The sequence below is a fragment of the Shouchella tritolerans genome (genome assembly GCF_025770735.1).
GTDB lineage: Bacteria > Bacillota > Bacilli > Bacillales > Bacillaceae_D > Shouchella > Shouchella tritolerans.
On sequence record NZ_JAODPB010000001.1, the window covers coordinates 1,191,978 to 1,203,892 of the forward strand.

Annotated in this window: 16 protein-coding genes; 15 read left to right on the forward strand and 1 reads right to left on the reverse strand. The window is 44.5% G+C overall.

The window, feature by feature from the left end; all coding sequences use genetic code 11:
* Window positions 1-35: 35 nt before the first annotated feature.
* The 13 genes from N6H06_RS05660 to N6H06_RS05720 all read left to right on the forward strand — a co-directional run bounded on the left by N6H06_RS05660 (window position 36) and on the right by N6H06_RS05720 (window position 9,667).
* A complete protein-coding gene (locus N6H06_RS05660; RefSeq protein WP_212954162.1) occupies window positions 36-1,391 on the forward strand; it encodes a DEAD/DEAH box helicase in 1,356 nt (451 codons plus the stop codon).
* Window positions 1,388-2,092 carry a ComF family protein gene (locus N6H06_RS05665; RefSeq protein WP_212954161.1) on the forward strand — a complete coding sequence of 235 codons (705 nt, stop codon included), beginning with the start codon at window positions 1,388-1,390 and terminating at the stop codon, window positions 2,090-2,092. The genes N6H06_RS05660 and N6H06_RS05665 overlap by 4 nt, the downstream gene beginning before the upstream one ends.
* 103 nt (window positions 2,093-2,195) lie before the next feature.
* Complete coding sequence (locus N6H06_RS05670) at window positions 2,196-2,621, forward strand: TIGR03826 family flagellar region protein (RefSeq protein WP_062746335.1); 426 nt, start codon at window positions 2,196-2,198, stop codon at window positions 2,619-2,621.
* Window positions 2,622-2,637: 16 nt separating this feature from the next.
* Entirely contained in the window at window positions 2,638-2,904 is a 267-nt protein-coding gene (gene flgM / locus N6H06_RS05675; protein WP_062746337.1) for a flagellar biosynthesis anti-sigma factor FlgM, read from the forward strand.
* Window positions 2,904-3,338 (forward strand): flagellar protein FlgN, encoded by a 435-nt coding sequence (locus tag N6H06_RS05680; RefSeq protein ID WP_062746339.1) that lies wholly within the window; start codon window positions 2,904-2,906, stop codon window positions 3,336-3,338. Before flgM ends, N6H06_RS05680 begins: the two co-directional genes overlap by 1 nt.
* A gap of 10 nt (window positions 3,339-3,348) precedes the next feature.
* On the forward strand, window positions 3,349-4,935 hold the full coding sequence (gene flgK, locus N6H06_RS05685; RefSeq protein WP_263705831.1) for a flagellar hook-associated protein FlgK: 1,587 nt from the start codon (window positions 3,349-3,351) through the stop codon (window positions 4,933-4,935).
* A gap of 14 nt (window positions 4,936-4,949) precedes the next feature.
* The gene (flgL, locus tag N6H06_RS05690; RefSeq protein ID WP_212954159.1) at window positions 4,950-6,011 is read left to right on the forward strand and encodes a flagellar hook-associated protein FlgL; all 1,062 of its coding nucleotides are present in this window, start codon (window positions 4,950-4,952) and stop codon (window positions 6,009-6,011) included.
* Window positions 6,012-6,023: 12 nt separating this feature from the next.
* A complete protein-coding gene (gene fliW, locus N6H06_RS05695) occupies window positions 6,024-6,464 on the forward strand; it encodes a flagellar assembly protein FliW (protein ID WP_212954158.1) in 441 nt (146 codons plus the stop codon).
* A gap of 1 nt (window position 6,465) precedes the next feature.
* On the forward strand, window positions 6,466-6,705 hold the full coding sequence (gene csrA / locus N6H06_RS05700) for a carbon storage regulator CsrA (protein ID WP_062746346.1): 240 nt from the start codon (window positions 6,466-6,468) through the stop codon (window positions 6,703-6,705).
* A gap of 137 nt (window positions 6,706-6,842) precedes the next feature.
* Window positions 6,843-7,166: a flagellar protein FlaG gene (locus tag N6H06_RS05705; RefSeq protein ID WP_062746348.1), complete on the forward strand. Its 324-nt coding sequence runs from the start codon at window positions 6,843-6,845 to the stop codon at window positions 7,164-7,166.
* A gap of 15 nt (window positions 7,167-7,181) precedes the next feature.
* Entirely contained in the window at window positions 7,182-8,918 is a 1,737-nt protein-coding gene (gene fliD / locus N6H06_RS05710; RefSeq protein WP_263705832.1) for a flagellar filament capping protein FliD, read from the forward strand.
* A 9-nt stretch (window positions 8,919-8,927) separates the two neighbouring features.
* Window positions 8,928-9,326, forward strand: coding sequence for a flagellar export chaperone FliS (fliS, locus tag N6H06_RS05715; protein ID WP_062746351.1), 399 nt, complete (start codon window positions 8,928-8,930; stop codon window positions 9,324-9,326).
* A complete protein-coding gene (locus N6H06_RS05720; protein ID WP_212954156.1) occupies window positions 9,323-9,667 on the forward strand; it encodes a hypothetical protein in 345 nt (114 codons plus the stop codon). The genes fliS and N6H06_RS05720 overlap by 4 nt, the downstream gene beginning before the upstream one ends.
* Window positions 9,668-9,733: 66 nt before the next feature.
* Here N6H06_RS05720 and N6H06_RS05725 read toward each other — a convergent pair whose 3' ends face one another.
* A complete protein-coding gene (locus tag N6H06_RS05725) occupies window positions 9,734-10,579 on the reverse strand; it encodes a DUF6612 family protein (RefSeq protein ID WP_263705833.1) in 846 nt (281 codons plus the stop codon).
* Window positions 10,580-10,964: 385 nt separating this feature from the next.
* Here N6H06_RS05725 and N6H06_RS05730 point away from each other — a divergent pair, with 385 nt between their 5' ends.
* Both N6H06_RS05730 and hpf read left to right on the forward strand, forming a co-directional pair.
* On the forward strand, window positions 10,965-11,162 hold the full coding sequence (locus N6H06_RS05730; RefSeq protein WP_035420575.1) for a cold shock domain-containing protein: 198 nt from the start codon (window positions 10,965-10,967) through the stop codon (window positions 11,160-11,162).
* 156 nt (window positions 11,163-11,318) lie between these two features.
* Window positions 11,319-11,873 carry a ribosome hibernation-promoting factor, HPF/YfiA family gene (gene hpf, locus N6H06_RS05735; RefSeq protein ID WP_062746356.1) on the forward strand — a complete coding sequence of 185 codons (555 nt, stop codon included), beginning with the start codon at window positions 11,319-11,321 and terminating at the stop codon, window positions 11,871-11,873.
* Window positions 11,874-11,915 lie beyond the last annotated feature (42 nt).

Below are 11,915 nucleotides of genomic sequence, written 5' to 3' on the forward strand. Positions count from 1 at the left end.
AGCTGGCACCCTTCCTTCATAAAGGAGTGGATTGTTTGAAAAGGAAGCAACTCGAAGCCGTTCGGCAGTGCCTCCACGGCAGAAGGCTGCTCTTGTCAGAACTTCCTTTTGATCGTGAATGGATCGAGTATTGCCTAAAAAACCACTACATTTCCTCTGAACCAGCACTCTTTCAATCGCCATCTGGCTGGCACTGTCGCCGCTGTGGCTCCACTGCTCCCCATTTGTTCTCCTCTCATTTTTGCCACATTTGCCAACGTGACTGTACGTATTGCCGTCACTGTTTAAAAATCGGGAAAGTGGCTAGTTGTCATTCTTTGTTTACTTGGGTCAAAGACGAGTTTCTTTATCCGGCAAAGGAAAATGCTTGTGTGTGGAGCGGCCAATTGTCGGCGCTTCAGCAACAGGCAGCCGCGGTTCTCAAACATGCTGTGGAAACCGAAACTTGCACCGCACTAGTATGGGCCGTTTGCGGAGCTGGAAAAACGGAACTGTTGTATCCTGCATTAGATGAATGCTTTCGTTCGGGAAAAAGAGTGGCCCTTGCTGCTCCCCGCACAGATGTCATTAAAGAACTAGAACCGCGTTTAAAAGAAGCGTTCCCAAGCATTGAAACGAGCGTGCTCTATGGTGGCAGGCGCAAGCAAACGATTCAAGCGCAGCTCGTCTTAGCGACAACACACCAACTCATGCGTTACTATCAAACATTTGATGTGTTAGTTGTCGATGAAGTGGATGCCTTTCCCTATTCCTACGATTCCAGCCTCCAATACGCCGTTCAGCAAGCAAAAAAGCCAAATGCGACTACGATTTTGTTAAGTGCGACACCCTCTTCCTCTTTGTTACGTAAGAAAGACTTGCTGATCGCCAAAATTCCTAAGCGGTTTCATAACCACCCCTTGCCTGTTCCGCGGACTGAGTGGATCGGCAACTGGCGTTCTGCTCTTAAGCGAAAGCGAATTCCCTCGATTGTTACGAAGTGGCTTACGAAGTATGACCAGTGCCCAAAAATGATTTTTCTCCCCTCTATCGAAACACTGCAAACTTTTTCCGAATTGCTAGCAGAAAGAAAAATAGGCCATGCTGCTGTTTATGCAGAAGCGACTAACAGGCATGCCGATATTGCCGCCTTTCGCCAGAAAAAACACAACTTGCTTTTAACCACAACGATTTTAGAACGTGGCGTTACGGTTGAAAATGTTCAAGTTGCCGTACTTGGGTCAGAAGACCGAATTTTTACAGCTGCCTGTTTAACGCAAATTAGTGGGCGCGTAGGACGAAAGGCTCATTTTCCTTCAGGCGATATTGTTTTTTGGCATTATGGGCGAACGAAAGCGATGCAACAAGCGATTCAGCACATTAAGCAAATGAATAAGGAGGCGTTTACGTGAACCATTGTCTACTATGCGGGAACACCTATTGGGAAAGGTTGTCGCTGGCGAGGTTGGTTGTTGCCGAACGAGAACACCTATGCGGAAATTGTGCAAGGAAGCTCGAACCAGTCAAATCCGGCTGTAGAAAATGCGGCAAATGGTGTGGAGGCAGCGAACAAAATTGTTGCTTGGATTGCAAGTTATGGAAAGTGATGCATAAAGATGACCCGCTTGTTCGTAATTGCTCCCTTTACTATTATAATCCCTTTCTAAAAGAGCTACTGTCGGCTTATAAGTATCGCGGGGACGCTGCTTTGGCGCAAATGTTCGCCAGTCGGTTAAAACAAGCGATACGCCGCGAGTTTCGTTCCCATTCATTAACGTATGTGCCGCTCAGTGCAGACCGTTTGCAAGAGAGGGGCTTTAATCAGTCGGAACTGCTGTTGACAGCAAGTGGGCTCCCCGCATCGCCTGTATTGGCGCGGATCGACCAAGCACCAGCAAAACAGAGTAAAAAGACCCGTGAAAATCGAATCAAATCTTATAAAAAGAATCCTTTTTGCGTAATAAGCCGTAAAACTAGCGATATTGCTGGTAAAGATTTTTTAGTTGTAGACGATATATATACTACAGGCACGACTGTACGGCAAGCGGCAGCAATTTTGCTCGTACACGGAGCCAAGTCCGTTTCTTCTTTAACGGTTGCACGGGCGAAATAGGTAGGCAAAGTAGGTGCAAGCTTTGCTAAAATAGACTTAAACTGGTTTTAAGATCATCGTAGCAGTAGCGTACAAATGAAATTGATTCAGGTAGGGGAAGAAAATGGCTGAATTAGCAAATTGTCAAAAATGCGGCGCAGTTTTTGTGAAGAACATTCATTCGATTTGCCGCTCTTGCCATGAAGAGGAAGAGCGCTGTTTTCAAAAAGTGAACCAGTTTTTGCGAAAACGGGAAAATCGGTCTGCGACAAAGCAAGAAGTCGTAGATGGGACTGGTGTAAGCTATGATATGGTGCAGACGCTCATCCGAAAAGGGCGCTTGCAGCTTCGCCATTTCCCGAATTTATATAATATATGCGAGCGGTGCAAACAGCGAACGAAGGAACCGTGGATTTGCCACTCCTGCAGAGAAGAAATGAAGCGGGATTTGGCAAATAGCGAACAACAATTAAAGCCAGCGAAACGCATCGATGGGGAGCAAAGATCCTCTTATCGCTTGCAAGAAACGCTTCATAAAAAAAATGAGTAGCAAAGGTGGCGGTAACATGAAAATCAATTCTTCTCAATCGATGATTCCTCACGCAGTTTATAAAGCAACAATGGCAAAGACGACAGCGGAAGAGCATCAACTAGCTAAAAAAGACCAAGTTGAAATCTCGTCTGATGCTCGAAAGCTAAATGAGGAAATTACAGCTGCTAAAGAACAACGAATTCAAGAGCTAAAAACACAAATCGAAAATGGCACCTATGAACTTGATCCTGAAAAAACAGCAGAAGCCATTTTACGGTCATGGACAAAAGGCGGAAAATAATGGAACAATCGGCAAAGAAAACGCTTAAAAGCTTGGTACATGTCCAAAAAGAACTGCTTGCAAGCGCACAAAAAAAGCGGCAAGCGCTGATTCAAAATCAAATGGAGCAGCTGGCGCAGCTAACGGGAACAGAGAGTTCGCTTATCTCTAAAAGCCGTTTGTTGGAAAAAGCGCTCGCTGAAGCGTTAAACGGAAAAACGTTATCTGAAATCGCCATACAAGATCAAGAATGGCAAGTCCTGCAAACGCAATTAACAGAAGTTGTCCAACAGTTAAAAGCCGAAAATGAACAAAACCAAAAACTATTGATGGATTCGATCGCTTTCGTCCAAGGAACGTTGCAGTTCATGCAGCCGAAGGGCGATGCTACAACTTACACAAAAGATGCTGTGGCAACAGGGAAAACGAAAGCGGTGTTCGATTCAAAAGCGTAAAGGAGAAGTTATGTCTACATTTTTTGGAATGGAAACGATGCGTAGGGCAGTCAACACCAATCGAACTGCTATACAGACAGTAGGGAACAATGTGGCCAACGTCAACACGCCTGGCTATTCAAGACAGCGTGTCAATTTGCAAGCGACAGGAGGGTACCCAGCTACTGGCGTTTGGACGCAACCAGCTATGAACGGGAGAATTGGTTCAGGCGTACAAGTGACGGGCATCGAACGGATACGGGACCAATTGCTAGACCGCCAATTCCGTTCTGAAGCACATGTCGAAGGAGCCGCTTTCATTCAATATAAAATATTGGAACGTATGGAAGACCTCTATAATGAAGCGCCTTCCGATACGACTACGAGCAGGTTATCAGATCAATTCGCGTCTTTTTGGAATGGTTGGAAAGAACTAGCTTCCGGGAAAGAAAGCCAAGCGGTTTTGCTCGAACAAGGGAAAGCTGTCACGGATGCGTTCACTCATTTGCAGCACTCTTTTCAAACAGAAATGGACATGTTGGAGACGGAAGCAGAGTTAACGACTGCCAAAGTAAACCAAATCCTCGAACAATTGCATGCAACGAACAAAGACATCATTGCTGCTGAGTCTTCGGGACAAGTTCCAAATGAATTGTATGATGGCCAAGACAGATTGCTTGACCAACTTTCAAGCCTTGTGCCCATTCAGGTAAGCCGTTCCCCTAAACCTCATGAACATGCAGCAACTGGCGCTGAAGGGCCTTATAAAGTAGAGCTAAAACTTGGCGGGAGCGAGACGATCACTTTAGTCGATGCAACGGAGGAAGGACCGCAATTGTTGACGCTCCAAGATGGAATGCAATGGACTGTCGGGGACAGCAATCAGCCATTTACTTATAGCGGTGCCGGTGGCGGTGAGTTGGTCGGGTTGCAAAAAGCCCATGAGCGAGTCGACCAAGAACTTGAAGACATAAAAGCGTTAGCACAAACATTTGCTAAAGAAGTGAACCAGATCTATGCGTTTGCTTATTCAGAACAAGGTGGATTTGGACAAGAATTTTTTACCATTCATCTTGATGACTCAGGCGCTTTTTCTCATATAACTGTTAACAGTGAATTAAGCAACAATCCAAAAGCATTAGCGACAGCAAGGTTTAATGAGGAAGGAATTAAACCAGAATACCAAGACGAGTTTGCGGAAAAATGGGCTGCTTGGGAAAACGATAAAGACAATGAAGAGGCATTTCGTGATTTGCTAACGTTTTTAAATGAGGCGGACCACTATATTGATGGAAAAATGATCGTTGAGGGAAATGTCGATGTGGCAAAAGAAATTAGTCGCCTAGAGGACTCTGCGGCCATTATCGGTAAATACCAGGATATGATGGGCAAGCTCGGAGTGGAAACAAAAGCACAGCGTGATCAAACAGAGGCCTCGAACGCACGCCTAGCCAATACAGAATCAAACCGGATGTCAATTAGTGGCGTTTCCCTTGATGAAGAGATGTCACTGTTGATCCAGTTTCAGCATGCTTACAATGCTGCTGCTAGGGCAATGACAGCAATGGACGAAATGCTTGACCAGATCATTAATCGATTAGGCGTCGTTGGGCGTTAAGAGGAGGAGTTTTTATGCGGGTAACACAAGGCATGATGACGGCGAACTCGCTTCGTTATTCCCAGAGCAGTTATCAACGTCTTTCTACTTTATATGACCAAATAAGTGCACAAAAGAAAATCACCCGTTTTTCCCAAGACCCAGTTGTGGCAACGAAAAGCATGCAACACCGTCAATCGCTTGCACAAATGGAACAATACAAGCGAAATGTCGATGAAGCTCATAGTTGGCTAAATCAAGGGGATGCCTCCTTAAAGGAAGCGTCCAGCATTTTAAATCGTGTGCGCGAACTTGCCGTCACTGGCTCTACCGATGGGTATGGCGAGGAAGAACGCAAAAACATCGCCCATGAACTAGAAGAACTGCGTAACCATCTGATGACAGTAGCGAATGCAAATGTCAATGGTAAGTATATTTTTAATGGCAGTGATACAGACAATTCACCAGTACAGGAATTATCGCCGTCGAAACTAAACGGCGAAAAACTTGATAACGTAAAAATTACATACGATGGCCAAATCTACGATTATGATGCTGATGCAGGCCATTTTGTTGCCCGCGGCGGAGAGGATACGCTTATTGTGAATGACGCTGTCATTGAAACGGGCACTGGTGACGTTGTTGCTGAAGAAGAGATGTTGATTATGAGAACATCTACAAATCATCAAGCCGTTTCTTTTGAATTGCAAAAAGGCGTTGAAATCCAAGTCAATACAGATGCGCAAAAGCTTTTTTCAGACGAGCTTTATAGCGATTTGTTTATGTTTGAACGAGCGTTGCTTGATCCAGAAACAACAGCTGAAGATCTAGGGGAATTTATAAGTAAAATCGATGCCCATTTGCGCAATGGTGCAGATGTTCACGGCCAGCTCGGTGCAAGAATGAACCGTGTTGATCTCATGGAAGACCGCCTTGAGCAACAGGAATATTTCGTAAAAGAAACAAAATCAATGAACGAAGATATTGATATAGCCGAAGCGATTACGAAACTTCTTGTAGCTGAAGGCGTCCACAATGCGGCCCTTGCGGTTACTGCACGAATTATTCAACCTTCGCTCCTTGATTTTTTACGGTAAGGTGGGATCCGTTTGCAGCTTGAGACCAGTTATTTAGGCACAGTCGAATATAAGCAGGAAGACATTATCGTTTTTCAAGGGGGTCTTCCGGGATTTCCAGAAGAAACGGAATTTATTTTGCTGCCGTTTAATGAGCAGCCGCCCTTTTTTATCCTTCAGTCGGTTCGCACGAAAGAGATTGGCTTTGTTTGCATTAACCCATTTCTGTTTTGGCCGGACTATGAAGTGGAACTAGCTGATTCAGTCGTGCGCCAGCTTCATGCTGAGTCTGAAAAAGATGTCGCTATTTTTGTGCTCCTTACAATCCAGCAGCCTTTCTCCGAAACAACCGCAAATTTAAGAGCGCCCATTGCTATTCATGCAAAAAAACGTTTTGCTAAACAACTTATGCTCGATGGGGAACGGTATTCTCTTAAGGCACCCATTCACACGGCTGCTAAAGGAGGACGATAGCGTGCTTGTTTTATCAAGAAAGGCAAATGAAGCGATCCGCATTATGGATGATATTGAGATCAAGGTGTTAGCTGTTGAAGGAGACCAAGTAAAGCTTGGCATCTCGGCTCCAAAATCGGTCGATGTCCACCGCAGCGAGGTGTATGAAGCGATTCAGGAGGAAAATAAACACGCTGCGAAACCGGTATCAGCAGAAGTTTTGCAAGCGTTTATTAAACATGCTAATAAAGCAAGCACTTAACAAGAGGGCTTGCTTTTGCTAAAAAGCGCCATCGATGGCGACAACCGAGAAGGGCGCTCCAGTCAAATAAGAAGCTGGACTAAGTATAGTTTCTAGATGGATTTTAGTGATAGGTCTACTGCAAGTGAGGTGCAGCTATGAAAGCTCAATTGTCAGTCGCGCTTTTAACGTTACCGGCGGCAGGGCACCAGCCTAAGGCTTTACAGCAGCAAAACACGAAACAGCCGCTGATTGACGGAACAAAAGCAGCCGCTTTTATAAACGAAACGTCAAAACAACTGAACAAAGTTGCAAAACGGTCCTTAAATTTCCACATCCATGAAGAACTCGATCGTGTTTACGTTCAGGTCATTGACGAAGAAACAAATGAAGTTGTCCGTGAAGTGCCCCCTGAAAAAATACTTGACTTAGTTGCAGCAATGTTAAAATCGGTTGGTTTGATCATTGACCGGCATATCTAGAAAGGAGATGGGACGATGAGACTCACAGGCTTGGCCTCTGGCCTTGACATTGACCAAATGGTGAAAGATTTAATGAAAGCAGAGCGTATGCCCGTCGACAAATTGGAAAAACAACGAACGGAGATAGGTTGGAAAACGGACGCCTACAGGGAAGTCAATTTGAAAATGAGAACATTCAACGATTTGATTTTTGATACAGTTTTGCGAGCTTCGAATATGAAAAAGCGCACAGTCTCATCTTCAAATATAGACATTGCGACAGCAACAGCTTCTTCTTCTGCTGGCAATGCTTCTTTTACGTTAAATGAAGTCAGGCAGCTGGCGACTTCGGCGACTGCACAAAGCAAAAATCTTAGCGGTATCACAGAAAAGTCGCAATTGAAAGAGCTGGATATAAACGATGGGGAATGGATCCAAGGCAAATTGCAGCGCGAAACCGTCCAAGTTTCCGATGGCAAAGTGCAGCTTAGCGAGGCACCACAATTTGCCGGGGAGAGCATGCTTATCATCAACGGCAAAGCGTATGCGGTTGCAGACAATCCAGAAGATCTCGCAAAAGGGGAGGTCTTTATAAGCGATACAGGCGAAATGACTTTTTCCGGTGCCGATAAACTCACTGGCAAGGTGACAGTCGAGTATATTCAAGCAGACAGCGAAGCGACAGAGCGGTATACGACTTCAACGGTTGCGACAATAGCTGCAAATGGCGAAAAAGTGGAGAGCTCGTTTTTCTTTAAAGAATCGGATACGATCGGTACGGTGGTGACGAAACTGCAAAATGCCGATGCGAAAGTAAACGCCTTTTTTGATGAATATAGTGGAGCCCTTGTCGTCACAAGAAAGGAAACGGGCCATTTTGGCGAAGCAGGCCAAAATGAGCTGATGTTTTCTGGTGCCCTGTTTGAGCAGGGGTTGGGGCTGAATGATAATGTTCAAGCTGGAAAAAATGCACAGTTTACGGTTAATGGAATTGAAACAGAGCGGACATCGAATACGTTTACGTTAAGCGGAATGACGATTACGCTTAAAGATACATCTACGCAAGCGGTGACACTTAGCGCTGCTACAGACGTCGATTCAATCGTCGAGACGATCAAATCGTTTGTTGATGAGTATAATGCTTTAGTGGACCATATGAACGGCAAACTGAATGAGAAATATTATCGTGATTATGCCCCGCTGACTGATGCAGAGCGGGATGAGTTATCGGAAAGCGAAGCGAAACGCTGGGAAGAAAAAGCGCAAAGCGGCCTGCTTAGGAGCGATCCTTTGTTGCAATCAGCATTGACGAATATGAGGCAAACTCTCTATGAGCCAGTCGATACAGGCGGCGCTTTTACCCACCTTTCCCAAATCGGCATTACAACGACCGACAACTACAGGGACGGCGGCAAGCTAGAAATAGATGAAGATAAGCTTCGCGCTGCGATCGAAGAAGATGCAGACAGCGTATATGCTATTTTTGCCGGTACCGATAATAGTCCAGGGATGGCGCAAACGCTGCGCACCAATTTGTCAGACAGCATGTCTGCTCTTGCAAGGCGTGCAGGTGGTTCTGAGGGATATTATGAAGAGCACCAATTTACGTTAGGAAAGCAAACGAAGGATCTTACAAACCGTATTGCTAATTTTGAACGCCGCCTTGAACAAAAGGAAGCTCGTTACTGGCGCCAGTTTACGGCAATGGAAAAAGCGATGCAGATGGCTAATGCACAAAGCGAGTCGCTTTACAATTTGTTATACGGAAATTAAGGAGGCACTATGAGTTTTACTAAACAAGGCGTATATAAGCAACAGTCTGTACAAACCGCTTCACCAGGAGAGCTGACGCTTATGTTGTACAATGGTTGCTTAAAGCAAATTCGCCTCGGTAAACAAGCGGCTGAAAACGGAGAAATTGAACAAGCCAATACAGCAATAGGAAAGGCGGAGGCGATCATCCGCGAGTTGATGGTCACGCTAAAAACGGACTCTGAGGTAGGGGCCAATATGATGCGGATGTATGAATACATCTTGCACCAACTGATTAAGGGAAATATAGAGAAGAGCCCAGAGGCATTGGAAGAAGCAGAGACGTACGTGGCTGAATTCCGTAATACGTGGAAGCAAGTGATCCAATTGGAAAGGCAGAACCGCTTTCAAGGGGGACAAGCGAAATGACCTATGCTTCTGTGAAAGGGCGGACAGAGGAGTTGCTTCAATTACTTGCTCGTCCCTTTCCTCAAGAAGATGACAAGCGTGATGATTTTCTTGCGGATGTCAACCGTTTGCTTGGACTAAGGCAATCAATGATCGAGACAAGCGCAGGCAGCTTTACAACGGAAGAATCTTCTGTTCTAATTGAGCAAGATCGCCTTTTAACAGCACGCTTAAACGCCGTTTCCGCCGCAATTAAACAGGACTTGAAAGAAATTGCTGATCAAAAGCGCCTTCACAAGGGCTACGAGCGGGGGGGCATTCTGTCAACAAAAGGGGCGTTTATTGACGAGAAAAGCTGCTGAATAACATAAGTACTCAAAAAGCCACAGGCAAAAACCACCCAAATTGTGACACAATTTGGGTGGTTCTTATGGAATGGAAGGGATATCCATATGCCCGCTATCATTGACTGAAGTCCTTGTGAGCGACATGTCCGTGCGAATAACGGTACCGTTGTCTTCAACGACAACTTCAAAAACGGTGTTTGTTTTTTCCAGCAAGAAGCTGTTTTTATCAATAAACAGCATATAATCTAACTGCGATAATTGGTACTGATCCGGTATCTCCAGCTTGTTTTCTGTCGGTAGCGCCCGTTCAATCATATCCATGTTCGAGGCCATTTCTCTCAATGTGTCGCCACCAGCAGCGACGCTAATCACGTACAAGTCGTCATATTCACTCACATTGACAAAATCGGAGAACGGTTGCATTAGTTCAAGTTGATATATCGGAGTCAGCTCTAGCGATACAAACCGTTCACTTGGATCGCCTTTATCAATGGGAAGCCAGCCTTCATCGTTTACATTTGTGTAGAGGCGATCTTTTTCTTTTAATACCTCAACTGTCGCGAGATCTTCTAGTTCCGTCTCCTCTTTTTCCCCTTGTCCCGGTTTAGCAGAAAGAGCTGTATAAAATGTTTCTGGAGAAGCATTATAGGCGATATTGCCTTCAATCACATGAATCTGCGGTTCTTTGTCCGGTTCATCTTCAGTCGTTGAAATGGTATCTGTCGCTTTAAAATTGGCTGTATAGCTATTTATTTGCTCTTCAGCATTTTTCGCTTCTTCAATGATCGATTCGGCATCTAGTTTGGAATCGTTGTGATTGTCTTGTTGTGGTGCGGAACTTTCTTGCACAGGAGCCGAATTTGGGGAGCAGGCTCCGAGAAGGGCGGTAACGACTAAGCTGCAGTAAAGATAGCTTGTGTGTTTCAATGTTTACCACTCCTAGAAGGAATAAAATGGCACCTTAATATTACAATTTGATTACAAGTGCTGGTGCCTATTGTAACAAAAATGAAATCGTTAGGGAATAGGGAATTCGTACTAACAACAAAAACTTTAGTGACAAGGGGGTTCCAATAAAAAAAACAAAAAAAGTTTTCGACATTATTCATGGCAACGGTTATCTTAAAAAAGCGCGTTATTATGCCGATTTTCAAGAAAGCGCTCACAATGAAAAAGAACAGAATCGACATCGATTGACAAGAGTTGGCGTTCTTTGTTAAATAAAGAGTTTGACTTCTAAGAGTTGCGCTGTTATAGTGAAACTGTGGAAAAGCACCACAATGAATTTTCAGTAACGAAGGGAATGTGAAGCATGCAAGGAAAAGTAAAATGGTTCAATGCAGAAAAAGGTTTCGGTTTTATCGAGCGTGAAGACGGAGACGACGTATTCGTTCATTTCTCTGCAATCAACTCTGAAGGATTCAAAACGCTTGACGAAGGCCAAGACGTTGAATTCGAAATCGTTGAAGGCGCACGTGGACCGCAAGCTGCAAATGTTGTTAAGCTTTAATTCACATTCCTGAACGGATATGAATGAATAGCTAATAATCAACCCGCTTTTTAAAAAAAGCGGGTTTTTTGTCGATCTTTTGTAAAGTTTATTAAGGTTTGAGAAGGAATATTGAAGGGAATTGTAGAAGTAAGCAAGGAAAAGGAGGAGTTCTACATGCATTTTAATATTCGTGGGGAAAACATTGAAGTCACACCTGCCATCCGAGAGTATGTCGAAAAAAAGGTGGGGAAATTGGAGCGTTATTTTGATACAACTCCAACCGCCGATGTAAACGTAAAGTTGCAAGTTCTCGGAAGTGGCGAGTCAAGCATCGAAGTCACGATTCCAATGCCAAAGCTTTTGCTTCGTGGTGAAGAAATCAACGCGGATATGTATGCAGCCATCGACATAGTCGTGGAAAAGCTAGAACGCCAAATCCGGAAATATAAAACGAAAGTGAATCGCAAGTTTCGCCAAGAAGGCAGTTTGAAATATATGTTTAAAAATGAACTGGAACCTTTGCGAGATGAAGTCGCTGAAGACGATGAACTTGAAGTTGTTCGCACCAAACGCTTTAATTTGAAACCGATGGATGCGGAAGAGGCAATTTTGCAAATGGATTTACTCGGGCATAATTTCTTTGTTTTTTCAGATGCAGAAAGCGGCAGCACAAATGTTGTTTACCGCCGCAAAGATGGGAAATACGGCTTAATTGAACCTGAAGCGTAAGAGCAGGCAGAAAAAGAGCATCCGCGGATGCTCTTTTTGCCT

Excerpts from the sequence above, each read along its gene's own strand:
- N6H06_RS05730 (WP_035420575.1), top strand. The coding sequence starts at position 10,965 with ATGCAAGGAAAAGTAAAATGGTTCAATGCAGAAAAAGGTTTCGGTTTT.
- N6H06_RS05720 (WP_212954156.1), top strand. The coding sequence starts at position 9,323 with ATGACCTATGCTTCTGTGAAAGGGCGGACAGAGGAGTTGCTTCAATTA.
- fliS (WP_062746351.1), top strand. The coding sequence starts at position 8,928 with ATGAGTTTTACTAAACAAGGCGTATATAAGCAACAGTCTGTACAAACC.
- flgK (WP_263705831.1), top strand. The coding sequence starts at position 3,349 with ATGTCTACATTTTTTGGAATGGAAACGATGCGTAGGGCAGTCAACACC.
- flgM (WP_062746337.1), top strand. The coding sequence starts at position 2,638 with ATGAAAATCAATTCTTCTCAATCGATGATTCCTCACGCAGTTTATAAA.
- fliD (WP_263705832.1), top strand. The coding sequence starts at position 7,182 with ATGAGACTCACAGGCTTGGCCTCTGGCCTTGACATTGACCAAATGGTG.
- flgL (WP_212954159.1), top strand. The coding sequence starts at position 4,950 with ATGCGGGTAACACAAGGCATGATGACGGCGAACTCGCTTCGTTATTCC.
- N6H06_RS05680 (WP_062746339.1), top strand. The coding sequence starts at position 2,904 with ATGGAACAATCGGCAAAGAAAACGCTTAAAAGCTTGGTACATGTCCAA.
- N6H06_RS05670 (WP_062746335.1), top strand. The coding sequence starts at position 2,196 with ATGGCTGAATTAGCAAATTGTCAAAAATGCGGCGCAGTTTTTGTGAAG.
- hpf (WP_062746356.1), top strand. The coding sequence starts at position 11,319 with ATGCATTTTAATATTCGTGGGGAAAACATTGAAGTCACACCTGCCATC.
- N6H06_RS05705 (WP_062746348.1), top strand. The coding sequence starts at position 6,843 with ATGAAAGCTCAATTGTCAGTCGCGCTTTTAACGTTACCGGCGGCAGGG.